This window comes from Planctomycetia bacterium, assembly GCA_015200345.1.
GTDB lineage: Bacteria > Planctomycetota > Phycisphaerae > UBA1845 > UTPLA1 > PLA3.
On record CP054187.1, the window covers coordinates 625,446 to 652,239 of the forward strand.

Below are 26,794 nucleotides of genomic sequence, written 5' to 3' on the forward strand. Positions count from 1 at the left end.
GCATGACGAGCCGACTCATCATCCGCCGCGGTCGTGTCATCGACCCGACACAAGGCATCGACGAGGTCGCCGACGTGACGCTTGCCCACGGCAAGGTCGCCGCGATCGGCCACGCCACCGAGCAGCCCGGCGATCAGATCCTCGACGCGGCGGGAAAGATCGTCTGCCCCGGTCTCATCGACATGCACGTTCACCTGCGCGAGCCGGGCAACGAAGACGCCGAGACCATCGCCAGCGGCGCCGCGGCCGCCGTCGCCGGCGGTTTCACCTCCATCGTCTGCATGCCGAACACCAAACCGGCCCTCGACACCGAAGCGATGATTGAGTTTGTCTATCGCCAGGCCGACCGGGCGCGATCGTGCAACGTCTTCCCGATCGGCGCGATCACCAAGGGCCGCGAGGGCAAGGAACTCGCCGAGATCGGGCAGATGGTCCGCGCCGGCGCGGTCGCCTTCAGCGATGACGGCGCTGGCGTCGCCAGCGCCACCGTCATGCTCCGCGCCCTGCAATACGTCGGGATGTTCAACCGACCGATCATCCAGCATTGCGAGGACGCCGACTTGGCCGCGGGTGGCTGCATGAACGCCGGATTCACGGCGACGCGTCTGGGTCTGCCCGGCATCCCCGCGGCGGCCGAAGAACTGATGGTGCAGCGCGATCTGCTGCTGGCCGAGGCGACCGGGTGTGCCTATCACGTCGCGCACATCTCCACGGCCGGCGCGGTGCAGCTCGTGCGCGAAGCCAAGCGCCGCGGCGTCCGAGTCACGACCGAAGTCTGTCCCCATCATCTTCTCCTCACGGATGAATGCGTCGAATACTATGACACGAATTACAAGATGAACCCGCCGCTGCGTTCCCAATCCGACGTCGAGGCCTGCATCGCCGGCGTCGCCGACGGCACGATCGACTGCCTCGTCACCGATCACGCACCCCACGGGCGAGAGGGCAAGGAACTGGATTTCCAATCCGCGCCATTCGGAATCGTCGGTCTGGAAGTCGCGTTGCCTTTGTTTGCCAAAGCGCTCATCACGCCGGGACATCTGAACTGGAATCAAATGATTGCGCGCATGACCACCGCGCCCGCTCGCATCCTGGGCTTGCGCAAGGGGTCGCTCGCCCTGGGCAGCGATGCGGATGTGACCATCATCGATCCGGATCTACCCTGGACCGTTGATACAAGCCTGTTTCAATCCAAGAGCCGCAACTGCCCGTACGAAGGATGGTCGCTCGTGGGGCGCGCGACGCACACGATTGTCGGAGGAGAGGTGAAGTTCGCGCTTGAGTCAACGCCGCCGACGCTTGCTGCCTAACCCCAACTGTCACAACAGGTTATGTTGCTCCACGGCGGCCGGAGTGTTCGGGCTGGCCTTCGCAAAGGACCGGTTGTTTGTCTGTTTTGCCAACTACAACAGTGGACATGGGTGTACGAACAGCCGCGCTTCGAAACCCAAAGGGTCCGATACTTTTTTCTTTGCGTCGTCCCTCATTGCGCGGTACACTTACCGAAGAACTGCATGGAGTTTACGCATCGGCGGCGGTCGTTCGTGCCCCGCGGATGCCGAGTGTGGGGGCGGGAAAGAACACCTGCGACCGGCCCGAGTGCCGGGCGCGGCTTCTTAGGTGTTGCCCGCGGCGGTTTGTGACTGCATTCCGCCCGCTCGTTCCTGTTCGCCGAGTTGCCGATACGTCGGCCGCTTTCGGGAGACCCACATGTCTGCCAACCTTCCCACTCCAATTCCGCTCGGTTCGCCTCACCTTCGCACTCCGCCGACGCTCGACCGCTGGGGCCTGGGCACACGCAAGCGAAAACGACTGGACCAGCGCGACTACGAACGCCGTACCGCTGCCTGCGATCTGTGGCTGAGCGATGTGCGCGCGCGAAACGTTCTGCGATGCCGTGTTACTGACATTTCAGACGCCGGCCTCTACGCCAGCGCCCCCATCGGCTACGGCCTTGCCGTCGGCCAGCGCTACGAGCTGCGCATCGTTGTCAGCGACCGCGCAAATGCCGACAGCCCGCCGGTGCACAAGTCACTGGGCTACGCCACGATCATCCGCACCGAGATCAAGGCCACCGGCTCACAGCACGATCGCGTCGGCTTCGCCGTCCGGTTCGATGTGCCGCAATTGCTTCCCGTCTGACACGCCGTCGGACGCAGCAATCCCCCGCTCGGCTGCTTCAGGCGAGTTGAGTCGGTGCATTCCGCTCCGCGCGCTTTTCCCAAGGGGATAGGTCTCTGCATCGCCCCCTGCCATTGAATCGCGCGATCTTTCACGGACTTACCATGCACGCAACTTGTGGCAACCATTCTCGGTCCGCGCGCATCGGCTGCGTCTCGTAATCTGTTTTCAGATCTTCTTTCGTCGCGTTCATCCCATTTGAAACCCACTCAATCGACGTCACTCCGTCTCGCACTGCGTAGACTGGGTGAGCGCCGCGAACTCAACCGTTGTTAGACCTCGTGTGGGTGGAACAACCCGACCGGCCATCGCCCAAGAGGCCGCGTTCACGCTGTGGCGCACCGTTTCGGGGACCGTTGGAACGGCCGTGAATAGGCGTGTTTTGTTGCTCGCTGCTTCGCTCAAACGGAGCGCGCGACCCGGAGAGGCTGCGCGCTGTTGATATTAAGTCGGTGGTCTTTGTTAATCACAAGGAGAAACCCATGCGTCGCTGCCTCGCCGCGGCTCCCGCGTTAATCACCCTTGCCATCACAATGGGCGTTGTCGTCCCGACCGCGAAGGCGGATCTTCCGCCCGATCAAACGGTGACTTACCGACTGCACGTGATTCCGACCGATCGTGCCTCCGCCACGCATTCGGAAATTCGATTGGAACTTGCCGCCGTGGAGCAGTTCGGCTCCGAGATCGCATGGCAAGTGCGGTCGATCCGGATCACCCGATTCGATGCAGAAAGTGCATCCATATCGAAATGGCTGGATGAATACCCCGTGGTCCAAACAGCCAGCGGCTTGTGGCACATCCTGCATGCCGACCCGATGGCTCCGACGCTCGATGAATTTGCCGATCCGCCACTCATGCTGGGTATCGCAACCGGCGCCACTGCCTACACAGTCAATCTGGAATACCGAATTGAGGGCACCTCTCCCCCTCCCGGTTCCCCCCTCAATGTCTATGAGGTCACGTCGCTGCTCGACTACGCCCTCACGCCGGAAGGCGAACCCGAGCCGACTGACGAAGGAGAAGATGAGCCGGTTGAGACGACCGATGGAGAAGACGATCCCACTTAAGTGGGATCCGGTCTGCGCATTCCCCGAAGTCGCTTCTCCAGAAGGACCTGATGCGATTTCAAGTCTTCCAGAAGCCGCTTCGCTTCGGGCAGCCGGGATGCGGCCGTGCCGTCCTCGATGGCGAGCGACAGCCGATGGATCGCCGGGAGGACCATGGCTTCGGCGATGCGATGGTCCTCGGGGGTCTTATTGCGCAGGTGCCATTCGACCATGTGCGCTTCGGTCCTGCACAACTCCATCAGGTAATCCATGGATTGGGGGTACCGATCGTAAACCCGCTGAAGGATCCAACGGGCATCCTGAAGGGTTTCCATACCGGTCTTGCTGTCTCCGCTGCGACACTGCGCGACGCCTAGAAACTGCTTGGAGAAACCGACTTCGTACTCAAGCGGAAGGTTGTTGTCAGGATCCGCAAACCGAAGCAGGGATTGAAAAGCGGCGGCGGCCTCGTTGAAACGACTCACTGCCCGTTCCCAGTTCTGTGATTTCTCCGCGATGCGCCCTTCCAGGCGGAGGGAGTAAGCCAGGAGTCGCTGGTACTCCGTTTCCTCGGGTTTGTCCCGCACCAATTGCTGCGCCAGCGCAGTCGCCAGCTCGCAATGTCGGCGACCGGCATCCAGCGTCTTGGGATCGCGTATATACAGCTGTGCGAGTCCATGATGCGATGTATAAAGATAGCGATTGGCGGCAATGTTTCGCTCGGGGGCCTGTGCTGCCAGCTCGATGGCCTGTGAATACAACAAGATGGCATCGTCAATTCGGCCTTCATCGCGCTGGATGCCTGCGAGCCGCGCCAACGCGCCCATTTGCAGGCTTGCCTGGGCGGTCCGTGCGGCATGTTCGGCCTTTCGCCAAAGCACCGTGATGCCGATCAGGGAGCCGATCAGCAGCAGCGCGAAGGCGGAGGAAATCGCCACATGCCAGCGATAGGCCCGCAGCGTCTTGCGAAGCAGGTACCACCGATGACCCGATCGGGCCTCGACCACCTCACCCGCGAGGTAACGCGCCAGGTCGTTCGCGAAATCATCCGCGGTCTGGTATCGGCGTTCCCGCTCCTTCGCCAGCGCCTTGAGGACGACGAGCGACAGATCCGCGGAAATCGGCCCGACCGCGCAGGATTCGCTCTCCGGTTCGCAGCGGCGCTCGAGGGTGCCGGGGGTCGCTTCAACGATGTTTCTGCACACTTCGCCCGGTGAACCGTTTACCGGATAGGGCATTTCGCCTGTCAAGAGCAGGTACAGGATGACACCCAGTGCATAAACATCGGACCGCATGTCCGCGAGGGCATTCTTGTCCCTTACCTGATCAGGGCACAGAAAGGGCAGCGTGCCGATGACCTGGCCGGCGACGGAAAGCGATTGCAATTCGTCGTCGTCAAAGCATTTTGCAAAGCCAAAATCGAGCAGATGTGGGTTCGCGTCGAGGTCGACCAGAATGTTCCCCGGCTTGAGATCGCGGTGAATCACGCCGCATTGATGGACGCTCGCCACCGCCCGGCAGACGCGCACGAATAACGCAACGCACTCGTTCACCGTGGGCCGATTCAGAAGCACGTAGTCATCGATCAACAGCCCGTCGATGTATTCCATCGCGAAGAACGGACGACCCAGGACCACGCCGCTGTCATAAACAGCCACGACATGGTTGTGTCGCAATCTCGCGACCAGCTCGATTTCGCGGGCAAAACGACCAAGATGCCGCGCGGTCACTTCACGACCGGAATGAAGGACTTTCAGCGCCACGATTCGGCCGGTTGAGTGCTGAAGTGCACGGTAAACGATTCCCTGCCCTCCCCGGGCCAGCTCCTCGTATACCTGATAACCCGTCAACGCCTCATTAAGACGTGCAATCTCTTCGGCAGCCTCCTCAAGCCCGCCGGACTGAACCGCCGCCAGATCAATCATCCGCGCGGGTCCGGATCGATCCGTTACCGTCGGATCGCCTCTCGATGAATTGGGAAGCGAACTCATCGCGTCATCGCTGGCACGTGCTCCAGCCAATGCGTCATTGAGCAGCTTCGCGGGATCACTCGATGCCCGGCGCCGGTCGGTTTTGAAAGGTCGTGGCGATGGTTGCATCGGAGAACTCTTCTAACACCGCCGGCAAACGGCTATCGACGAAACTACCCGATTTCATGCGTCGCGTTCGGTATGCAAGCCGAGGCCTGCGAAGAATCGGTGCGCTGCCAGGTGCCGCTCAAAAAACTCGCAGGCGGACCGAGAATGCGCTGCAATTGCCGCAGACCGTTGAAAATCAGGCTGTTGACCGCTGGTTTGGTGCGGCTCATCAGGGTTGCAATCTCGTCGTGCGACTTGCCCTCGAGGTAGCGATAAACGACCGCCTGGCGTCGCGCTTCGGGCATTTCTGACAGTGCCAGATGGATGGCCTCCGCCATTTCCTGGATGGCGACCTCTTTGCTCGGCGAGTTTCCGCTCGATACAACGCGCGCAAGCAAGCCGGCAAACGAACGTGAATAACGATTCTGTTGACCGATGACGTTCACACGCCCCCCCCGCTTGAGGCGCATCTCCGCCTTGATCGTGTTCAGCAGGCGACTTTGCGTAATGGACGTCAGCCAGCGATCCAGTGCATCGGGGCGGTCTCGCCGAAAACTCTGGCGGTGCTTGAATGCCGCGAACCAGACTTCCTGAAGGATGTCGTCTTCACTGACCCGCCCGCGGAATCGCGGAGGAAGCCTGGTGCGGATGAACTCGCGCAGGCCGGGCCCGCGTACAGACATGGCCTCTCTTAATTGTTCAACGCTTAATTCCGGACTGGTACGGCCTTGGACCATGTTGCGTATTCTACCATTTCGACCCCATTTGTAAAGGTTCCGTGTCGATCGACGACGCTTTCAGCGTGAGTCGGCGCGGCACGCTTGCCGCCGGAGAGGCACGGGCATGGCATGGCTGACCGAGCGGAATTCACCGAGAAAACGCACGACCGGCCGCAGAGCAACGGCCACCCCGCGACGGCTCGCGCCACCCACGTTGGGGACCGGACTAAGCGAACGGACCAGGCCAAATCCCACGTAGATCACTGGGATGAATACACGGCAAGCCGTCAAACCTCAAATCCGCCACGGTTCGGAGGAGCTTTATCGGAATCGTACTGCCTTGGAGCGCCTCACCGCCGCGACGATTTGGCTCATTCCGTCAGCACCGTCTCCTTCACGACTTCTTCAATCGTCGTGATGCCATCGTAAATGGCCAGCAGGCCGCTTTCGCGCAGGGTGCGCATGCCGTTGCGCTGGGCGGCTTCGCGGAGGATGCCGGTGGAGGCATTGTTCATGACCAGATCGCGAATCTCTTCGTTGAAGACCATTGTCTCAAAAATACCAACGCGACCGCGATAGCCGGTTCCGTTGCAGTAGTCGCAGCCGGCGCCGAAATAGAACGTGCGGCCTTCGACGTCCTCGGGGCGAAGCTGCAATTCCATAAGTTGTTCGGGCGTCGGCGTGTAGGGCTGTTTGCAGTTTTTGCAGATGCGGCGCGCGAGGCGCTGCGCCACGACGGCCTCAAACGTCGCGGTGATGAGAAACGGCTCCACGCCGAGATCGAGCAGGCGGGCAACGGCCGACGGTGCATCGTTGGTGTGCAGGGTCGAGAAGACGAGGTGTCCCGTCAGCGAAGATTGGATGGCAATTTGCGCCGTCTCGAGATCGCGGATTTCACCGACGAGGATCACGTCCGGATCCTGTCGCAGGAAGCTCCGCAGGGCACGGGCGAACGTCATGCCCGTGTCGACGTTCACCTGGCACTGAATGATGCCGTCGATGTCGTATTCGACCGGATCCTCGGCCGTGAGGATCTTGGTATCGGGCGTGTTCAGGTGATTCAGGCAGGCGTAGAGAGTCGTCGTCTTGCCGGAACCGGTCGGTCCGGTGTTGATGATGATACCGTGCGGCCGGTTGATGAGCTGTTTGAGGATGTTCAGGTCGTCCTCGCGCAGGCCGATGCGGTCGAGGTCGAGTTGCACATTGCTGCGGTCAAGAATACGCAACACGACCGATTCGCCGAACATGGTGGGCAGAACGGCGACGCGGAGGTCAACCGGGTTGCCGGCGACGGTCAGGCTGATGCGACCATCCTGCGGCAGGCGGCGCTCGGCGATATCAAGATTGGCCATGACCTTGATTCGGCTGGCGATGGCCATGGCGAGAAATCGCTGCGGGGGCACCATTTCGTACAACACGCCGTCGATTCGATATCGAAGTTTGTATTCATTCTCGAACGGCTCAAAGTGGATGTCGCTGGAGTGATCCTGAATCGCCCGCAGAAGCACGAGGTTCAGCAGTTGCTTGACCGGGTTGGCGTTGACCAGCTCCTTCAGCTCTTCGAGATCGATGGACTCGCCGCGGCCCTGAAACTTGGATAACTCCGCGTCGCCGCCGATCTCGGTGAGCAGATCGTTGATCGACTGGGCCGAACCTTCGGGGTAGTAGCGGTTCAACGCCGTGGTGATCTGATCCTCGGAGGCGATCATCGGTCGGATGTTGTACCCCAGAAGCTTCTGGAGATCGTCCGTCGCCTGGAAGTTGTCGGGCGAGGCGATGGCCACGCTCAAGGTGTTCGACGCCGAATCGTATGCCACGGGGATGATGCGATACGTGTTGGCCATCTGGTTCGGGACAAGCTTGATCACGTCGGCCTGTACGTCCATCGCATCGAGGTTGATCGGCTCCATGCCGATCTGCGCGGCAAGGGCCAGCTTGAGATCGGCCTCGGTGATGTATCCCAGGTCGATGAGAATCTGGCCGAGCGGGCCGCGCTTGGTTTTCTGCACGCCGAGCGCCTCGTGCACCTGGGTGCGGTTGACCTTCCCCATCTTGATGAGGATGCGGCCCAGGAGGCGGCCTTTGTATTCGCGCGTCGATGGAGCAGGTGCGGCAGCGGACATATCACCATTCCGTCATCGCCGGATGGACCGCATCGCGCGGCCGCCGGCGGAACCCTTTCAGAAAAACCGTTTGCTATTCCTTGCCCTTTTCACCCTCGGCAGCGGCCTCATCCTTGATTGTAATCAACGAGTCTCCGGCCTCGTGCAACTTGCCGGCCTTCTCCAGCTTCTCCTGAAGCTCTGACGCGTGCCGAGCCTTGTCGAGCATTTCGTCGGCCTCGATCAGGCCGCGCTCGTAGAGCGACCAGAGGTGCTCATCGAGCAACTGCATTCCGTACTTCTTGCCGGTTTGAATGGCCGAGTCGATACGAAAGGTCTTGTTCTCGCGGATCAGGTTGGCGATGGCCGGCGTGACCACCATGAATTCATACGCCGCGACCATGCCCGACGGCTTCCTCGGCATGAGGGCCTGGCTAAGCACGGCGATGAGCGAAGTCGATAGCTGCACTCGGATCTGATCCTGCTGCTCATGCGGGAAAGCATCGATGATACGATTCACCGTTCCCTGGCAGCCCGTGGTATGCAGCGTGGAAAAGACCAAGTGGCCGGTTTCGGCGGCGAGGATGGCGTTGGAGATTGTTTCCAGATCGCGCATTTCACCGACGAGGATGACGTCCGGGTCCTGTCGCAGCACGCGGCGGAGCGCCTCGGCGAAGCTTGGCACGTCGTTCCCGACTTCGCGCTGGTTGATCAGGCTCTTCTTGTGCTGGTGGTAATACTCGATCGGGTCTTCAACCGTCACGATGTGGCGGTCCATTTCGTTGTTGATGTAATTCAACATGGACGCCAGCGTGGTCGTCTTGCCCGAACCCGTCGGACCGGTGACCAGAAACAGCCCGCGCGGCCGACGGCAGAGAGCGCGGCAGATGGGCGGCAGGCCGATTTCCTCAAACGACAGAAACCGGCTGGGGATCAGCCGCAGAACGATGGAGATGTTGCCTTTTTGCCGAAAGACCGCAACGCGGAAGCGGCCCGCATCGCCGAAGGCAAAGCCGAAGTCCGTCCCGCCCTCTTCCTGCAATTCCTGTTGATTGCGGTCGGGCGTGATGGACTTCATCAGGGCGACGCAGTCCTCCGGCTCCAGCACTTTCGTCTCAAGCTGGCGCAGGCGGCCGTGCAGACGGATCACCGGCGGTCGCCCGACGGAAATGTGAATGTCCGACCCGCCCTTTTTGATGCAGGTCTCCAACAAACGGTCAATGTGAATCGTTGCCATGGATGCCTACCGGGTCCGTCACCCGCGTTGATGCCTGTTTGCTAACTCAACCCTGTCAGACGCCACCGACTTCGTCCTGTGCGATGCGCAGAATTTCCTCGATGGAGGTCGCGCCGGCGAGAATCTTCCGCTGGCCGTCTTCCAGCAGCGTGCGCATGCCCGTGGCCTTGGCCGCGCGGCGTACCTGTGTGACCGAGGCCCGATTGAACGCCAGCTCACGCAGCTCGCTGTTCATGATGAGCATTTCAAAGATGCCGCGCCGGCCGCGGTAACCCGTGTTGTTGCATGCCGAGCAGCCGCCGGGACGATAGATCGTCTTGCCTTCAAGCTGCTCGGGCTTGAAGCCGCAGAGTTTGAGCTGAATGGGGTCCGGATTCGTATCGGGCTGGCGGCACTCTTTGCACAGAATGCGAACCAGGCGCTGGGCCATGATCGCCTGCACGCTGCTTGCGATCAGGAAGGGCTTGATGCCCATGTCGATCAGACGCGTCAGAGCGCTGGGCGCGTCGTTGGTGTGCAGCGTTGAGAACACGAGGTGTCCGGTCAGGGCCGCCTGCACGGCGATCTCACCGACCGACAGATCGCGGATTTCTCCGACCAGGATGATGTTCGGCGCCTGGCGCAGCATGGAGCGCAGAATCTTGTCGAAACCCAGCCCGATGTCCTCGCGCACCTGGCACTGGTTCATGCCGGGGAACACATACTCGACCGGATCCTCGGCGGTGATGATTTTCTTGTCGGGCCGGTTCAATTCCTGCAACGCGGCGTACAGCGTGGTCGTCTTGCCCGAACCCGTCGGACCGGTGACCAGGAACATGCCGTTGGGCCGGGAGATGATCTTCGTGAAACGCTCGTAGTCGTCGGCCTCAAAACCCAATTGCTGCACACCGACCGCGGCGGAATCGGGCCGCAGGATACGAAGCACGATCGACTCGCCGTGGACCGCCGGGCAGCAGCTCACGCGAAAGTCGATGTCCTTTCCGCCGATGCGCATCTTGATGCGTCCGTCCTGCGGCACGCGCTTCTCGGCAATATCGACACCGGCCATGATCTTCAAGCGGGTCGTCACGGCGTTTTGCAGGCGCTTCGGCACGTTCTCGCGCTCAAGACATACCCCGTCGATACGATAGCGCACGCGCACGCGATCACTCATCGGCTCGACGTGAATATCGCTCGCCCGGGTGCGCACCGCCTCGCTGATCATCATGTTGATGAGCTTGATGATCGGTGCGTCCGGGTCTTCCTCGGTCGCCGTCGACTTCTTGACGCCGCGCGCGTCCTGATCGAGCGAGGCATCGACCGAGGCGTCCATGCTGCGCGACAACTCATCCAGCGAACGCTCCGCGCCGGAGAGGTACTTTTCGATGTACGCCTTGATACGCGATTTGGGCGAGATGACCGGGATCACTTCGCTCACGCCCAGCCGAAACCGAAGCATGTCCAACGTGTCAAGATCGAGCGGATCGTGAATGATCACCTTCATGTGACCGTTCTCGCTCGCCAACGGCAGGATCAGGTTGTGCTTGCAGATCTTGTCCGGCACCAGGGCCAGCACTTCGGGCGGGATCAGTCCCTTGGTGATTTCGACGTACTCCAGGCCATGCTGGGTCGCGAGGGCTTTGTAAACGTCATCCTCGGAGGCGATTTCCAATTCGATCATCGCCTCGCCGATGCGCTTCTGGTTGTTGCTCGCGTACAGGGCGGCACGATCGGCGTCGTCGCGCGACACCAACCCCTGTTCCTGGAGAATCTCACCGAGCTTCTTGCGCTTCTTGGCCATGCGATTGTTTGCGCCGCATGCGGTCTGATTCGTCTTCCCTGACGCGGGGCAGCGTCCGCCCGCCGCGCTCATCCACCCATGAGCAACCTGCTTACGCCGCTCATTGTTGCGTCCGCTGGTTCCATGCTACCGGACAACGGACTGCCTCGCACCCCGGCCGCCCCGTGTCCCACTGGAAGGTCTTCGCCGCAGCCTCATTCGATTGTACGTTACCTCTTCCGTCGGATCAACCGCTTACACCGCTTGGCCGCCGCGCTTGCTGTCAGTCGCGGCGTGCCGACGCGGTCAGGCGGAAGTCGTCCCGTCGTCCGCGTTTCAGGAGCCGATGTCCCAGCGCCGCAATCATCGCCGCGTTGTCGGTGCAGTACGCCGGCGGCGTCACATGGAGCGTCACGCCGCGCTCCCGGCATCGCTGCTCCAGCCGGACACGAAGCATCGAATTCGCCGCCACGCCGCCGCCCACGAGCAGCGTACGCAGGCCAGTCCGCTCCAGGGCCTGCATCGAACGATCCACGAGCACGTCCACCGCCGCCGCCGAGAACGCCGCGCAAACGTCATTCACGTCCTGTTCGCTAATCCGCTCCAGCCCACCGAAGGTGCGGCCCGGGCCGTGGACGTGATACAAGACCGCCGTCTTCAAACCGCTGAACGAGAAATCCAGCCCGTCTCCCGGCATGGACCGCGGAAACCGCACGCGCTCCGGATCACCCAGCCGCGCTCGCCGATCCACCACCGGCCCGCCGGGATACCCCAGCTTGAGGATGCTCGCCACCTTGTCGAACGCCTCGCCCGCCGCATCATCCACCGTCGCGCCCAGCAGCGTGATGCGTTCCACGTCCTCCACCCGAAACAACGACGTATGTCCGCCCGATACGACCAACGAGACCGCCGGCCACGGATCGTGATCCGGCAAGATCGCCGCGCTGGTCGCATGCGCTTCGAGGTGGTCCACCCCGATGAGCGGCTTGCCCCAGGCCCACGCCAGCGCCTTGGCCGCCGTCACGCCGATCAACAGGCAGCCGATCAGCCCCGGTCGCGCCGTCACCGCGATGCCGTCGAGATCGGCCGGCGTCACGCCCGCCGCCGCAAGGGCTTCGCGAATCAAGGCGTCGAGTTGTTCAAGGTGGGCGCGCGACGCCAGCTCCGGCACGACGCCGCCATACTTGGCGTGGAGATCGTATTGCGTGGCGATCAGGTTTGATCGAACCTCGCGCCCGTCCGCCACGACGGCGGCGGCCGTTTCATCGCACGATGTTTCAATCCCCAGAATCATGCCCATCTCGGCGCGGCGCCCTCAATTGCGTCAGTTCGCTCCGGGCTGCGTCGTCGCGGGGCTTTCAGCCGGCACGCCGGAGGCCAGTCGCTCCAGCAACAATTCGTAACCCTTCTTCAATTGGAGGTCGGCTTCGAGCAGCCGCTTGCTCGCGGCAGCCGCGTCAACGGTTTCGGAGGTTGGCTGGGTCGCGGGCTGCGAGGCGGGCGGCACCAGTTCGCGCGTGACTTCGCGCCAGGCATCGACGCACTTCTTCCGCTGGCGATCCGACAGCACGACTTCCACGGTCGGCATCACGCCCCAGGCATCCTTCGAACCGGAGCGAAACGTGCGATCGATGCACTGCCCGCTCGGGAGAAAATAGTACGATGTCGTCAACTTGATCGCGCCGCAGTTGTTGTCCAGCTCCACGACCTCCTGCACGCTGCCCTTGCCGTAACTGCGCTCGCCGACCACGAGCGCTCGCCGATGATCACGCAGCGCCCCCGCCACGATCTCGGCCGCGCTCGCCGTCGAACCATTGATCAACACCACCATCGGAAAGGCCGGGTACGTCCCGTCGCGCATCGCGAACCACTGCTTGTCGTCCACGCGGCGGCCGCCGGTGCGCACGATCAGCCCCGCGTCCAGGAATCGGTCCGCCGTCTCGCGCGCGCTGTCCAGCAAGCCGCCCGTGTTATCACGCAAATCGAGAATCAGCCCACGCAACCCCTGCTGAAGCAGGCCCGCCATCACGCTGTCCAGCCGCTCGTCGACATCCTGCGTGAACTTGGTCAACCGAACATACGCTACGCGCTCAACCGGATCCAGTACGTAATTCCACCCCCCCGCACCCTGTCGGAGCCATCCGCGGATCGAATCCACATGAATCTCGGTGCGGCGAACCTTCATCACATGCGGCGGCTTCGCCACCGAGTCCGTCGGGCGAACGATTGTCAACTCCGCCTCCGTATCGGGCGGTCCGTTGAGCAGGTTGTTCACCGCATCCACCAGCGTCAACGCGTTGGCGGCATGGCCGTCGATGTGCGTGATGATGTCGCCCGGCAGAATGCCCGCCTGGGCCGCGGGCGAATTCGGGTCCCGGCTCAACACTTCCAGGCCCGCCGGCGTCAACCAGACATCGACGCCGATGCCGCCGAACACGCCGTCGGTCCGGCTGCGAAAGCGCTCGTATTCGGATTGGCTCAAGTAGATGGCGTGGGAATCATGAAGCTGCGCGACCATCGCGCGGAGGCCCGCATCGACCGCGGCGCGCACCAGTTCGTCGTCATCCGTCACGTTGACGTGGCGCTTGTGAATCTGCGCCCGCGCGTCGGCCAGCGGGCCGAACGCGCGATAGATCACGTCACGCTCGGCGATCTTCTGGGGAAGCTGCCACATCAGCAGCGTGATGACCGCAATCACCAGAATCCACGCGACATTTCGTTTGGGCATAGGTGTTCACGCCGGGCGGGCCTGCATCAAACCCGGCCAGTCATTCACGCAACGCACGCCGACCCGATTGGAACCGCCACGCCATTGTTCCACTGGTCAGACGGATCGTCAAGAAACAGGGTTCACGCGGGCACACCGAGGCGGCGTGTCCGCCACATGCGGCCCAGGTTGCCCGTGAGCAACCACGCCGGCATAATGGAAGCGTCTATGGGCGGCCCGCCGCTCGGGAGGATGGAGCCATGAGCGCAGCGTTCGGTGCCAATTGCGACGATTTTCATATCGCTTCGCGATTATTCCTCAAACTCGATCTGGCCCTGGAGCGCGAAACCGTGCTCCATTTTTTTGACAGCGTCAAGCGCGAGTTCCCCACGCTGCGCAAATTGCGCCGCCGGGAGGACGGCACCTTGCTGCTCGAAGAAGACGAATCCGTCGACGGCGCGCGACGCTGGCTGCGGCTCGACGAGTCCGCGCTGCGCCTGGGGCAGTTTAATCCCAACACGACCCACGACGCCGAGCACTTCGGGCAAGTCGTCCTGAAAATGGCCCCGTATCATCTGACCCTCGGCGAACTTGACTACGATCATCTCGAGGTCGTCTACGGCTTCGATCTGGAATTTCGCGGCAATCATGATCAGTTGATCGCCGACACCTTCTTCTCCGAAGGACCGCTCGCAGGTCTCGTCACCCAGGACGCCGCGGCGCAGGTGATCGACGCCCAGCCCTTTCTCGGCATCGCCATCAGCGAGAATTGCGATACGCAAGTCTACTTGGAAATCAAAAGTCGTACCTCGACCTACGAGGTGCGCACGCAGCAGTTCGAGCAGCAGCCACTGGGCGTCTTCCTCACCGTGCGAAAATACTGGGGGTTCACCGAGGGCGAATCGCTGCTTGACGTTCATCGACAGCTGACCCTGCGCGCCGAGGAATGGGTCAGCGAGAAAATCGTGCCGCTCGTGGTCAACCCCCTGGCCCAGGCCATTGCTTCGCAACCCTAGCCGTTTCCGGGTGACGATGGCGGACGCTCCTTCCCGTCGAACGTGCCTGATCTACGCTGCGATCGTCGCGATGGCTGCGATGCTGCTCGCGCGATCCTCCGCCGTCCGACTCGAAACCCTCTGGGATGAACAGGTCGATCACGACATCGCCGTCGCCTTGCGCGACGAACCGCTCCGCGGCGAATCCCCCGCGCTCGACGCCTCACAGACCCGCCTCCCGATGTACCTCTGCGCCGCGGCCATGAAGCTCACCGGCCGCTCGGATTTACAACTCTGTCGCGATGTCAGCCTCGTCCTCGGCGGCCTCACCATCGTCCTCTCGGCCGCGCTGGCGCATCTGCTCTTCGGCGGCTGGACCGCCCTGCTCGCGGCGACGTTGCTCGCAGCCTCGCCCTACTTTCTCTCCTTTTCGCGGATCGCCATGACCGAGGGAGACATCGCCTTTTCCTGCGCGGTGGTCGCCGCGCTGCTCGCCTACCTACACGACCTTCGCCATCCGACACCATCACGCTGGCTCCTCGCCGGTGTCCTGCTTGGACTTGCAATTGGCGCGAAGCTTTTCGCGATCTTTCTCGTCCCCGTCTTCGTCGTCCTGGCGACTTCCACCCGCGCACCCCGGCAATCATCGCCAAACCCCGGCGATTCCGCCTCGCCACGCACAATGGATCCCTGGCTGGCTGGATCCCTCGCGGCCGGCCTCGCCGCCTCGCTCTGTGCAGCCTTTCTCGCCGTGGGTTCGCGCGATCGAGCGGTCGCCGCCTGGAGCGTCGCCGCCGCCGCATGGCTGCTCGTTGCTGCAAATGCCTTATTTCGACGTCCGATGCTGCCGACGGCTCCGCTTGTCCGCCTCGTTGCGGCGATCATGCTTGCCGGGCTGACCTTTGGTGCGGTCATGCCCGTCCACCTGACCTCGCACGAAATCCTCCGTGAAATCGCCCGCAGAACACTTCGATGGGACAACACCGTCCCGCTGGCGCTCTGGAGCGATCACCTGCGACTTTACACCGGTATTGTCCTCATCAAGCTCTCCATCCCCTTCGGGCTGCTGACGGCGATCGCCCTGCCCTACGCAGCCTTTGTCGAGCGTTCCGACGGCCGCTGGCGCCCCTGCATCATCGCCATCATTTTCTACATCGTCTTGATCTGCTTCCTACCGCTGCGGCAGACGTTCTACCTCATGGGCGTATACCCGATGATGGTCGTTCTCACGGCCGCCTTCGCCGTCGAGCTGGTCCGCCGACTTAGGCAGCGCAGCACGACGGCATCGGCCCTTGCGGTGACCCTGTTCGGCGTGTGCCTCGTTCATCTTGGCTTCCGCGTCGCGACGGCTTATCCATACTTTCATCTGTATGGCTACGACCGCGTCGGAGATCGTTGGATGGGCCGCGAGGCACGCGGCTATCGCAATCTCATCCAGACGCCCAGCGACGGCGTGGAAGAACTGCTTCAATGGTGCGCCACGAATAACGCCGTTCGACCCACCGACCGCGTCGTAAGCTTCCTCTGGGAAGATCGCATCGTGCGAAAAACTCTCGAATCGCTGCCCCGATCAATTCAACTCACGCCCCGCGGGCTGACCGAAGAATCCGACAAGCTGCCCCCGCAACCCGATGTCCAGCACGCCGATTGGATCCTCCTGCACATTAACAATCGGCTGGGCTACGGCGATCGTCCACCTGACTGGCCCCCCGCCGCGCTGCTCGAAGCTCAATTCACGGTTGCCCATGCGGTTCGGCGCGGGCCGATCGAAGTGGCCTGGGTGTACGGTCGCCGGGATAAGCTTGAAAACACCCAAAAACCTTAGATGCGCACTGCGTAATTTCTAACAGACCCTTGATGGCCCTCTACGGTGCTGCGTGCAAAGGCTCGGAGCGGATCTCGGCCGGCTGCCCCCATTTCGGCTGATTCGGGCCGGTGCAGCCATGCACCGAAGCTCCCCCTTCGACGTGGCGGGCAGGCATATTTTCGGCCTTGCCGCGTAGACATGGACCTGCGATTCGTGGTATCCTTAACAATGCAAACCTCGTGGATCCCGCTGGAGGTGGGTGTTCCATTTAACCCGGGTAGCACGCGGACACATGGTCGTGCCCGCGAACATGGAGAGCGGCCCTTCAGCGCCGCCTGAGGGAGTGTCATTATGCAGTCATGTTGTAAACAGATGTGGGGTGGGCTGGTCGCCGTTGCGATCACGGTTTTGATTCTGACGCCTGACGATGTCTTCGCCCAGGGCTGCCCCGGATCGGGCCAGCAGTCCAACGGTCCGGATGTCATCGTCGGCACGCTCGGCCAGATTCAGAGCGGCCAGGAAATTACCAATTACACCGCCGACGGAACATACGATGCGCTGTCCGTCGGAACGACCTCCTGCAACCTGGGTAACGCACAGCTACGCTGGGATGCATCGCCCGCATTAACCCACCCCGTCATCGGGCAGAACCTGTTTCGTCTGAAAGCATTCAACGGCGCCTATCGCTTCGAGCAGATCGGCCAGAGCTGGCTCAAGCACGGTTTCGCTGCGCTTCAGCAAACCGCCTGCTGCTCGAACTGCCAACCATCCGGCACCAGCTCGCGGCTCGGGATCGGCTGCTCCGATCCGTACACCGCCAGCCGAAACGGCGGACAGAGCAGTGCCGGCCCCAAGTGGGCGGTCAACGCCACCACCGGCGCCCACACGCATCCGTCCAACGCGCCGGGTTTCTCCGGAAATGTGGCTCGACGACTGCGCGTCCGGCTTTCTGATCTCGAGGTCGCGACCGATCAGCTCGGACCGGTTCGCTTTTATGTTGAAGGGCAGTATGTCTCTCCGGATGATGCCGAGGCCGGCAACAAGAACAACAACGCCTCCTATCGCCAAGTCTCATACAACGGTAGTACGTTCGGTTATTTCGGATCAAACCCCAACACCGAAACCCAGCGCCAGCAGCCGGCCATCATGGCCTGGAAAGCGTTTGATCCCACCGTCACGATCACGAACGTGACGACGCCCGAAGACGCCAACGCCGACCCGGATCTGACCGTCGCGCGCGTCATCATCGGCGCACAGGCCACCGATCTGGGCGGCGGCATCTGGCACTACGAGTACGCGGTACACAACCTCAACTCCGATCGCTCGGTTTACTCGTTCAGCATCCCCGTCGATCCGGGCACGACCGTCACCAACATCGGCTTCCACGATGTCGAGTACAACGACGGCGACGGCGAAAGCTGGGTCAACCGCGACGGAACCGACTGGACTGGCGTCTTTTCCGGCGGATCGGTGACGTGGGCCTGTGCGCACACCTACGCCCAGAACCCCAACGCCAACGCCCTCCGCTGGGGCACGCTCTACAACTTCCGGTTCGACGCCAACGTCGCTCCGACTTCCGGCAACGCCACGCTGGTTCAGTTCAAGCCCGGTGCCCAGACGCTTCAGGCGTCCACCGTCGTGCCCAGCGTGCCGAGCTGTGCCTGCCCCGGTGACGTCAACGGCGATAGCAAGGTTGACGGCGGTGACATCGCCGATTTCACGCAAATGTACATCGGCGCGATGGGGGTCGGCTCCTGTGCGCAAACGGCCCCGCCAATCAGCGGCGCGCTGAACAGCGACGACGTTGATGAATTCGTCAATCTGCTGCTGGCCGGCAACGGCTGCTAAGGCAGATTCGCTTGCCGTGCTGAATCGGCGGCCCAGGGCCGGACGGATTCCGCGGCGGATCAACCCTGTGACGTTCAACCCAGGCCCGTGGTCTTCATCGACCGCGGGCCTTTTTTTGCGCCGGTCACGGTTGCCGACCAAGTCAATCGCAACGCCGCGCCGGACCGGGCTGAAGGGGTCGCGTCAATTTCTGCTATTTTTGCTTGTGAATTCCCCTGTTCGGGTTTAGGCTTGCGCCCACAGGGCCGCATGGTCGCGGCCTTTGACACCGCATTGCTACGTAAAAGGAGTCACGATGGCAAACGCAAAAAGCATGAGCAAGTCAGCCCTGATCAGCCACCTCGCCGAGAAGAACGAGATGACGCGCAAGCAGGTCATCGCCTTCATGGATTCGCTGGTGGACACGGCCTACAAGCAGGCCAAGAACAGCTTCACCCTGCCGGGCATCGGCAAGCTTGTCCTGGTCAACCGCAAGGCGCGGATGGGTCGCAACCCGGCCACCGGCGAGGCGATCAAGATCCCCGCTAAGAAAGTTGTCAAGTTTCGCGTGGCCAAGGCCGCCAAGGAAGCCATCCTCACCGGCAAGAAGTAACCGCCGATCGCACTCGGCGGCCTGCGCTCCGCGCGACAAACCCGCGCGCATCGCTCCGGCCGCACGAACGAATGAGATACGCCCGTCGAGATGCGATCCGCACCGGCGGGCGTTTTCCATGCGCGAGTGATCTTTCAATCCGTGAAACGTGCCGACGCGCGCAACGCTGCGCGCAGCAATTCCATGAACCGCGCGTGCGGAATCTCCACCGCCCCGAAACGCTCCAGGTGCGGCGTCAGATACTGAATGTCCAGCAACGTGAACCCCCGCGCCTTCATCCGATCCACCAGCGCCACCAGCGCCGCCTTGCTCGCGTCCCGCGCCCGATGAAACATGCTCTCGCCGAAGAACACGCCCCCCAACGCCACGCCATACAACCCGCCGCACAATTGCCCCTCGCGCCAGGCTTCCACGCTGTGCCCGTAGCCGCGATCAAACAGCTCGCAGTAGACCTCGACTATCCGCGGATTGATCCAGCTCCCCTCCTCGCGGGCCGCGCAACCGCGCATCACCTCTTCGAACGCCGTGTCAATGCGAATCTCATACCGACCGCTGCGAACCGTCTGCATTAGCGACTTCGACGGCCGAAACCGCTCCAACGGCAGGATCGCCCGCGGATCGGGACAGAACCACCCAATCCGCCCGCCCACGCCCATTGGGAAGATCCCCTGCGCATAGGTGGTCAGCAACAGATCCGCCGTTAGTTTCGGCCCGCGCGACATGTTGGCTCCATCATACCCTCATCGCCGATTTGCATGCAGAGACGTAAAGGTCCGTCGCACGCACCCCATGGTCCTCACTCCCCCCGCGCCGCCTTCGCCCGCCTTTGGCCATCGTCGTCCATCGCCGTCACCGGTGTCTGTAGGATCGTCAGGTATTGCCGCCACGGGCCAACTGCCGCGACGTATTGCGTCGCCATGCACTTGGCGATCTGGGCCATGTGATTCAGATCGTGCGCCACCCACGTCGCCAGCAGGTTTTCGAGCGTCACGCTGCCCAGCCGCGGGTGCGTGCCGCGCGCGGCAAGCTGCTCGGCCGTCGGCGCCATCGCCCGCAGCGCCGCGATGTTTTCCTTCCGCAATCGCTCAAACTCGTCCAGCAGTTGCGATAGCGACTTGCCGCGCGATTCCTCGAACTGGGCATATCGATCGTACGCATCGAACGGTCGCGCGGGGCCGTGCTCGAGAAGGATCCTCGCGCGGACGATCCAGTCGGTCCGCTCCCCGTGAATGAGATGGCCGATGACATCGTACGGCGTGAACGTGCCCTCGCCGTAGTTTGTGTGCGTCCACTCGCGACTCAAGCCGTCGAGCCAGGCGCGCAGGACGCGCGGAGTGCGCTGGAGGATTTCGAGGGCGTGGGAGAGGTCGTAGTTCATGGGCATGGCAAAAGCGCTCACCTGTGGTCAATGCCGATTGGGCTTGAATGGATTCCTGTTCTACCCCCTGGTGCACGTCTCACACTCTGTTCTCCGATGCGTCGTGTCCAATCAAATCTCAACGGACACGTCCGATCCGTTCCCTTCCTCCGCCTCCGGTTCATACCGCGCCGGCGGCGGGGGCGTCCAGACCGGAGCGGTGCGCCACGGATCGCCGTCATCACGATCCCAGTTCATCGCGTCGTGGATGTCCGGCACATTGGAAAATGCGATGCGCGTCGGCGCGGTATCGAGAAACTCGTGAATCGTCGCCATGTGCACCGCGTCGCGCCCGTACCGTCCGTTGATGCGATCCATCACATGCGAGAGCGCCACCCGCCGCTGCTGCTCCGCGAACAACGGCTGCGTCGCCGATCGATTCGACATCAGATCGCTCAAGGTCAACCCCACCTTGAACGGCTGACCGACCAACCGCCGCCGCGCCCACAGCGATAGGAACGCATCCAGCATCGAGCTGGTATCCTGGCACTGGTTCAGGTGCGTCCACCGATGCCAGCCGCCGCCGTGACGAAACGACACATGCACATCCAGCCGGCCCGCCCAGTATCCCAGCCGCCGCAGGCGCGCCGCGGCCTTGCACAGCAGGCGCATCAGCACACCCTGCGCGCCGAGCTCGGTGCGCAGCTTGGGCGGCAGCACATGAGAGTGGCCGACCGTTCGGCGTCGCGTCGGCGGCTCGGGAACATCGTGCCCGTGCAACGCGAGCCAGAAATTTCGCCCGACGATTCCGCCCCAGATGCGTTCTAGGTCATCGCTTGACAGAGCGCAGAGCTGCTGAACCGTCGTGATGCCGCGCCGGAGAAATCGGGGGAGCATCCGGCGGCCGATCCCGGGGAAATCCGACAACGCCAACGGGTAAAGTTTATACGGCAGATCGTGCGAGTCGATGAGCGTGAGGCCGTCCGGTTTTTTCATATCGCCGGCGACCTTGGCGAGAAACGCGTTCGGCGCGATGCCGATCGAACATCGCAGGAAATCGCCGGCCCGCTGACGAATGGCCTCCTTGATCTGTAAGCCCTTCTGCGTGGCGCGATCGGCGGAACGATCGGTGCTCGACAGATGACAGGCCATCTCGTCGATGGAAAGCACGCGATGAATCGGCACGCAGGAATCCACGGCGCCGAGAATGGCGAGATGAACATGGACATACAACTCGTGACGCGCCTCCACGAACACGATGCCGGGGCACATCCGCCGCGCCTCGAACACCGCCGTGCCGGTCTTCACCCCGAACGCCTTGGCTTCGTAGCTCGCGGCGATGCAGAACGTCGTCTCGGCGCGCAGCGGCACGACCGCGACGGGCCGGCCGCGCAACTCCGGCCGATACTGCTGCTCGACGGACGCGAAGTACGCGTTCATATCCACAAACAGAACTTTCAGTGACATGCCTGGCCTTTGTGTCCGGAGGGTCCGAATGACCGCCGCATGATACCCTAACATATACCTAACTTCAAGCGCAGGCAAAGCCTTCTCGCTTAATCCATGCGGCCCAAGCGCTTACAACGGTTCCAGCCGGCACGGGATCCGAGAAAGGCTCAAGGCTTCTCGCCCAGACCGCGACGAGTTGCTCAAGTCAATGCAACGATCTCAACCAATATATCCATTCCGAATAAACAGCCGGTTGTAATAGACAAGCCGGATTGAACGTCAACGACCGGATCGATTTCGAACCGGGGAGCACAAGGCCGCCTGGTCTTCGTCGATGCAGGGCGTGAGTTCATTCGGCGAAATGAAAGCAAGGCAATAAAAGCAGCCGGCCGCTTCGCATTCCCGTAGCAACGCCCGATGGGACGTGCACGGTTTGCGAGCGCCTTCCTTTTCGGCATTGAAACGATGAGTGACGCAGAAACGGCGCCTGGTAGAAATCAAACACGCCCAACGCGCAGATAAATCGGCGACCACACCGTGCGGCGCGCCGCGGCATTGCCCCATGCACGCGAAAGCTCATGGCGAACCAACTCCAACGGATCACTCCCCCGGTCCCGGCGGTACTTCTGCACGGCGGACCAGGATTCGATGTACGCGAGATACTCCATCAGCGTCCAATCGCTGCGACAGGCGAAAGGCGAATGCACACCATGACGATCGCAGATCGGATGGTCGCGTGGCGAGCTGCGTATCTCCGTAAACGGAAACGGAATCTTCTCCAGTCGGTCTTCCACGTATTGCCGGCGAGACTCCCAGCAGGACCCCACCACGTCGTAGCAGAACCGGTCAATGAGTTGATCGACTCGCCCATCGACCCGCGGCAGCGTGTAGCACCAGGCCGCAATGATGCCGCCGGGCCGGACCGCTCGGCGCACGTTGGCGTAGAACGCATCGAAGTTCATCCAGTGAATGGCCTGCGCGATCGTCACCAGATCGACGCTCGCGGGCTGGACCTTTCCGTTCGCAGCGACGAGGGCCGGGTCTTCGGCCGTCGCGACGTGATACATCACGCGCGGGTGCGGCGCGGCGTGCCTAAGCTGCTCGGCGCTGGCATCGGTGGCGATCACTCGCTCGAAGTGCGCCGCCAGCGCGACGGCCGCCTGCCCGTTGCCCGTGCCGACATCCCATGCGAGCGACCGCGCGGCGCACAGGCCCGCGAGATAGTCGAACAACTCCGGCGGATAGTGCGGCCGAGCCTGCGCATACAGCGCGGCGTGATGGGAGAACAGGTCGATGAATTCGGGCATTGAAGCAATGGCTCCGGTCACGAGACCGCCTTGCGCACGTGCGTCATGTAATCCAGCTCCACCAGGCCCGCGCCGAGGCGGCGGAGCATGTTGACCGCCTGTGCGCGATGATGCGTCGAATGCACGAAGCCCTGGATCAGCATGTCGCCGAACGTGGCGGAGAAGAGGCTGCCCTTCGAGTCGCGATAGCGCTGCTCGCGCGAAAGATCGGTGTCCGCGAGCGACGCAAGGAACGCACCGCGCGCTGCGCTGGTCGCGGCGAAGCCATCGCGCAGCGCCGCAACCGTGATCGTCGTTTCGTATGGCGGCCACGGCGTTTCCACCTCGCCCTTCCATCGCGCCAGCCAGACCGACTCGCCATCGAGAATGTGCTTGAGCGTCTTTCGCAGCGTGCCCATGCCGAGGTCGAACGGGGTATCGAGCTGCGCGGCGGTCAGCGGCTCACTTGCCCGGAGCAGCGCGGCATTGGCGAAATCGGAGTATTCAAACAACGGGGCAAACAAATCGACCGTCATGACCGGGCTCCTTCACCCGAGGACCGCTTCTCCATCAGCCACTTGATCACGTCCACTTCCGGCAGCGTTGCGCCGACGTGACGCAGCATGTTCACCAGCTGCGCTCGATGGTGCGCTCCGTGGTGCCATAATTGCAGCATCGACGGCCCCAGCGGGAAGGCAAACTCCTTGCCCGGCGCGGGCTGCGTGTGAACCATTCGATTCAAGTCGCCGTCGCCGAGCGAGGACAGGTACGCGTTCCGTGCGGCCGCGTGTTCGGCGTGCCGGCGCGGAAGGTCTGCGATGGCCAGGCTCGCGTCGAACTCCTTGAACTCGGGCTTCGTCCTGCCGATCCAATTCTCCAGCCACCATGTCTCCGCATAGAGTACGTGCAAGAGCGTCGCGCGGATGGTCTTCAGTCCCATGTCGAACTCGCGATCCAGCGCCGCGGCCGGGAGCTTGCAGGCCACCGCCAGCACGCGCTGCTGCGCCCAGTCGCCGTTGTCGAACAACTCGCGGATCATGGGCAGGCTCAAGCGCGGGCGATCGGCCTCGGACGGGTCGGCCTTGAGCGCCTTCATTTTCATGAACAGGTAGTCGATGCCGCGCGGGGGGAGTGTCGCGCCGACCCGCTTGAGCATGTTCAGCACTTGCGCCCGGTGGTGCACCCCATGGTGACAAACGTGCAGCATGAGTGGCGCGAGCGGCAACGTGTACGTCGTGTTGTCGCGGATGGTGGTGAACGTGATCTCGCGCGGCAGATCAGCGTCGCAGAGCGCCGCCAGAAACGCCTCGCGCTGGGCGCGCGTCTCGCGGCGCAGCGCCGTCAATTCGCCGATCGACCTCGCCGGGTCGAACTCGGCAAACGGCGGCTTGCCCCCCTGCCGCCAGCGGTCGAGCCAGACTTTCTCCGCGGCCCAGATATGGTGCAGCGTTTTGCGGATCGTGCCGCTGCCCATTTCGAAGACCTGATCGAGTTTCGCATCAGGCAACTCCGCCGCCGGCGCTGCGACGGCGTCCCACGCCCAGTCGTTGTACGCGAACAATTCGCGAAATGTTCCCAGTGACACAGTTTGCCCTCCTGGCGACTCGCCGCCGCGATCTTACGCCGGCCATTATGGCCCGGTTCGATCCGCGCAACAACCGGCCGCGGCGCACGCCGAGGGCGGCGCCCCGGTTGAAATAGGACGTGCGTCGTTATCGAAAGACCAATTCAATACGCAAAGGCTCATGCGACTCGAACGCGCCACGGCCCCATTGTGGCGCGGAAACAGCGTCACCGATCACGTCGTAGTCAATTCGCCGGCCCGCCTGATTCATCAGCAGCAATCCGATCGACGCGCCCAGCGCCGTCAGCTTCAGCCGACCCGGCCACCCCACAAACCATTTCGCCACATGCCGCAGCAGCAGCGTATCCAGCGCTGCGGCGACCAAGACGTAAAGCACCGGAAGGATCGATACGGCCTGACGGGCGTAGCCGAAGAACGCGGCCGCAATGACCAGCTTGTAGACGACAACCAATATCCAAACGCCGCCGCGCCGGCGCAGCAGGCAGATGCCCGCGCCGACCATCCCCAGACCCAGCACCGCCGTGCTCCAACCAGGCGGGATGTTGTCGGCGGCGAACTGATCGACTGGCCGCCGCGTGCCGACCAGACCCGCCGGCCAGTTCGTGAGCATCAGCCCATGCGTCCAGCCGGCAGCGAACAGCGATAGTTTGCTTGTTATCAGCCGCCGCGCCTCGCCCGGGCGCGTGAGGTTTTCCCACCCAACGCGATAGCCGTCCTGCACGAGGCGCAAATGGCGCGGATCGGCGAAGTTCAACGTGTCGGCCCCGCCCAGCGGCTCGGTGGAGAAGCCGCCGTCGCCGCCCGGGCGATTGGCCAGGGCAAAGGCCAGCGGCCCTTGCGCGCTGATAAAAACATACGGCGACAACGGCCGCGGCACGTAGCGCATTTGCTCCGAGAAGAACGCTTGCACAAACGGTTTGTCCACTTCCTCGCGCGACGCGGCACGGGCCTGTTCGCTGATGACGCGAAAACACGGTTCTCGCACAAACGCCGGCAAGTCTTCCAGGTACGCTTGTGCATCGGGGCGCCAGGCGACCGGCGCGCCGGGGTAATCGATTGGACCGGCGGTGGTTTCATTGAACCGCTGGATCGCGCGATACGCCCGCACATTCCACGGCAGCGGCGCAATCACAAAGATCGCGCCCATCAACGCCAATCGGTTGACAACGATCCAAGGCCCGACCCGCGCGCCGCTCGCTCTGTTCTCGCTCCGTGCGCTCACGACGCCGCGGCTTTGTGCCCCGGCCGCTTGGCTCGTTCCATCGCTTCTCCAGTGCCATGCCAGCCACGCACCCCAAAGAACCACCAACAACGTATGCTCGGCTCGAACAAGCGCCGCCAAGGCGTTCATCACCGCCCACACAACCAGGCGCCATCGGTTCGGTCTCGCGGCCACCGACCCGGTAAGGCCAACCAGGAAGATGAGCAGCAGCGTGTACGGCGCTTCATTGTTCAAGCTGGTCGATTGGATCGTCAGCGCAAACGACAGCGCCGACAGCAGCGCGGCGACGACTGCGATCCGCGCGTTGAACATGTCCCGCGCGACGAGGAACAGTCCTCCGCAAGACGCCGCACCCATCGCGCACCAAACCACCTTGAGCGCGATAAATCCCTGCCCGGTTGCCGGTCCCTCAAGCGAGCCCGGCCATAGAAAAGCCAGCGCGTAAGCCAGCCCTGGCGCGTGAATAGGCAGGTTCAGCTCAAACGGTTTGCCCGCCCGAATCGCCTGGGCATAGCGAATCCACAGCGGGGCATCGCCCTCGTAAAGAACGCTCTGCGGCCAGCTTCGGTCGGGTGTTGCGTACAGAAACGCGGCTCGTACCGCCAGCGCGACCAGGAAAATCGCTATGGACGCGGCAATTACGCCCCTTTGAGCGGCGTTCAGTTCACCTGGCGGATGTTCCGCGCTTTTATTTTTTTGGGCGTCCAAAGCTGCCCTCGTGCTGGTCTTCAGGCCCGAAAAACGGTACTATAGAGCCAAGGTGGAGTGGTTTGAAAAGCATTTGCGGCAACCCGATCCCGACGGCCGTCCGGTCGTCCTGACCC

The 26,794-nt window shown here is 62.7% G+C and carries 21 protein-coding genes; 7 read left to right on the forward strand and 14 right to left on the reverse strand.

Annotated elements, in window-relative coordinates:
* Positions 1-2: 2 nt before the first annotated feature.
* From HRU71_02780 to HRU71_02790, 3 genes are all read left to right on the forward strand, one after another.
* The gene (locus tag HRU71_02780; protein ID QOJ02472.1) at positions 3-1,310 is read left to right on the forward strand and encodes a dihydroorotase; all 1,308 of its coding nucleotides are present in this window, start codon (positions 3-5) and stop codon (positions 1,308-1,310) included.
* A gap of 400 nt (positions 1,311-1,710) precedes the next feature.
* Entirely contained in the window at positions 1,711-2,142 is a 432-nt protein-coding gene (locus HRU71_02785; GenBank protein QOJ02473.1) for a hypothetical protein, read from the forward strand.
* A 521-nt stretch (positions 2,143-2,663) separates the two neighbouring features.
* Positions 2,664-3,248, forward strand: coding sequence for a hypothetical protein (locus tag HRU71_02790; protein QOJ02474.1), 585 nt, complete (start codon positions 2,664-2,666; stop codon positions 3,246-3,248).
* Here HRU71_02790 and HRU71_02795 read toward each other — a convergent pair.
* The 7 genes from HRU71_02795 to HRU71_02825 all read right to left on the reverse strand — a co-directional run bounded on the left by HRU71_02795 (position 3,245) and on the right by HRU71_02825 (position 13,850).
* The gene (locus HRU71_02795) at positions 3,245-5,218 is read right to left on the reverse strand and encodes an O-antigen ligase C-terminal domain-containing protein (GenBank protein QOJ02475.1); all 1,974 of its coding nucleotides are present in this window, start codon (positions 5,216-5,218) and stop codon (positions 3,245-3,247) included. The two genes, HRU71_02790 and HRU71_02795, sit on opposite strands and share 4 nt — an antisense overlap.
* A gap of 152 nt (positions 5,219-5,370) precedes the next feature.
* Entirely contained in the window at positions 5,371-5,988 is a 618-nt protein-coding gene (locus HRU71_02800; protein ID QOJ02476.1) for a sigma-70 family RNA polymerase sigma factor, read from the reverse strand.
* Between the two features lie 407 nt (positions 5,989-6,395).
* Positions 6,396-8,147: a Flp pilus assembly complex ATPase component TadA gene (gene tadA, locus HRU71_02805; protein QOJ02477.1), complete on the reverse strand. Its 1,752-nt coding sequence runs from the start codon at positions 8,145-8,147 to the stop codon at positions 6,396-6,398.
* A 73-nt stretch (positions 8,148-8,220) separates the two neighbouring features.
* Entirely contained in the window at positions 8,221-9,363 is a 1,143-nt protein-coding gene (locus HRU71_02810; protein ID QOJ02478.1) for a type IV pilus twitching motility protein PilT, read from the reverse strand.
* Positions 9,364-9,418: 55 nt separating this feature from the next.
* Entirely contained in the window at positions 9,419-11,143 is a 1,725-nt protein-coding gene (gene tadA / locus HRU71_02815) for a Flp pilus assembly complex ATPase component TadA (GenBank protein ID QOJ02479.1), read from the reverse strand.
* Between the two features lie 262 nt (positions 11,144-11,405).
* Entirely contained in the window at positions 11,406-12,422 is a 1,017-nt protein-coding gene (gene tsaD / locus HRU71_02820) for a tRNA (adenosine(37)-N6)-threonylcarbamoyltransferase complex transferase subunit TsaD (GenBank protein ID QOJ02480.1), read from the reverse strand.
* A 24-nt stretch (positions 12,423-12,446) separates the two neighbouring features.
* Positions 12,447-13,850 (reverse strand): S41 family peptidase, encoded by a 1,404-nt coding sequence (locus tag HRU71_02825; GenBank protein ID QOJ02481.1) that lies wholly within the window; start codon positions 13,848-13,850, stop codon positions 12,447-12,449.
* Positions 13,851-14,089: 239 nt separating this feature from the next.
* On the opposite strand from HRU71_02825, the gene HRU71_02830 reads away from it, so the two are divergent.
* The 4 genes from HRU71_02830 (at position 14,090) to HRU71_02845 (ending at position 19,071) form a co-directional block, all read left to right on the forward strand.
* Complete coding sequence (locus HRU71_02830; protein ID QOJ02482.1) at positions 14,090-14,845, forward strand: hypothetical protein; 756 nt, start codon at positions 14,090-14,092, stop codon at positions 14,843-14,845.
* A gap of 70 nt (positions 14,846-14,915) precedes the next feature.
* Positions 14,916-16,649 (forward strand): glycosyltransferase family 39 protein, encoded by a 1,734-nt coding sequence (locus HRU71_02835; GenBank protein QOJ02483.1) that lies wholly within the window; start codon positions 14,916-14,918, stop codon positions 16,647-16,649.
* Positions 16,650-16,982: 333 nt separating this feature from the next.
* Positions 16,983-18,479, forward strand: coding sequence for a hypothetical protein (locus HRU71_02840; protein ID QOJ02484.1), 1,497 nt, complete (start codon positions 16,983-16,985; stop codon positions 18,477-18,479).
* A gap of 295 nt (positions 18,480-18,774) precedes the next feature.
* On the forward strand, positions 18,775-19,071 hold the full coding sequence (locus tag HRU71_02845; GenBank protein ID QOJ02485.1) for an HU family DNA-binding protein: 297 nt from the start codon (positions 18,775-18,777) through the stop codon (positions 19,069-19,071).
* Positions 19,072-19,205: 134 nt separating this feature from the next.
* Here the strand turns inward: HRU71_02845 and HRU71_02850 are convergent, their stop codons facing one another.
* From HRU71_02850 to HRU71_02880, 7 genes are all read right to left on the reverse strand, one after another.
* Complete coding sequence (locus tag HRU71_02850) at positions 19,206-19,793, reverse strand: leucyl/phenylalanyl-tRNA--protein transferase (GenBank protein QOJ02486.1); 588 nt, start codon at positions 19,791-19,793, stop codon at positions 19,206-19,208.
* 74 nt (positions 19,794-19,867) lie between these two features.
* Positions 19,868-20,449, reverse strand: a complete 582-nt coding sequence (locus HRU71_02855) for a DinB family protein (GenBank protein ID QOJ04903.1) — start codon at positions 20,447-20,449, stop codon at positions 19,868-19,870.
* 111 nt (positions 20,450-20,560) lie between these two features.
* Positions 20,561-21,895 (reverse strand): DNA polymerase, encoded by a 1,335-nt coding sequence (locus HRU71_02860; GenBank protein QOJ02487.1) that lies wholly within the window; start codon positions 21,893-21,895, stop codon positions 20,561-20,563.
* Positions 21,896-22,374: 479 nt separating this feature from the next.
* Positions 22,375-23,184, reverse strand: coding sequence for a class I SAM-dependent methyltransferase (locus HRU71_02865; protein QOJ02488.1), 810 nt, complete (start codon positions 23,182-23,184; stop codon positions 22,375-22,377).
* Between the two features lie 17 nt (positions 23,185-23,201).
* Positions 23,202-23,699 (reverse strand): DinB family protein, encoded by a 498-nt coding sequence (locus HRU71_02870; protein QOJ02489.1) that lies wholly within the window; start codon positions 23,697-23,699, stop codon positions 23,202-23,204.
* Entirely contained in the window at positions 23,696-24,748 is a 1,053-nt protein-coding gene (locus HRU71_02875) for a DinB family protein (protein ID QOJ02490.1), read from the reverse strand. The genes HRU71_02870 and HRU71_02875 overlap by 4 nt, the downstream gene beginning before the upstream one ends.
* A gap of 127 nt (positions 24,749-24,875) precedes the next feature.
* Positions 24,876-26,678, reverse strand: coding sequence for a glycosyltransferase family 39 protein (locus tag HRU71_02880; protein ID QOJ02491.1), 1,803 nt, complete (start codon positions 26,676-26,678; stop codon positions 24,876-24,878).
* Positions 26,679-26,794 lie beyond the last annotated feature (116 nt).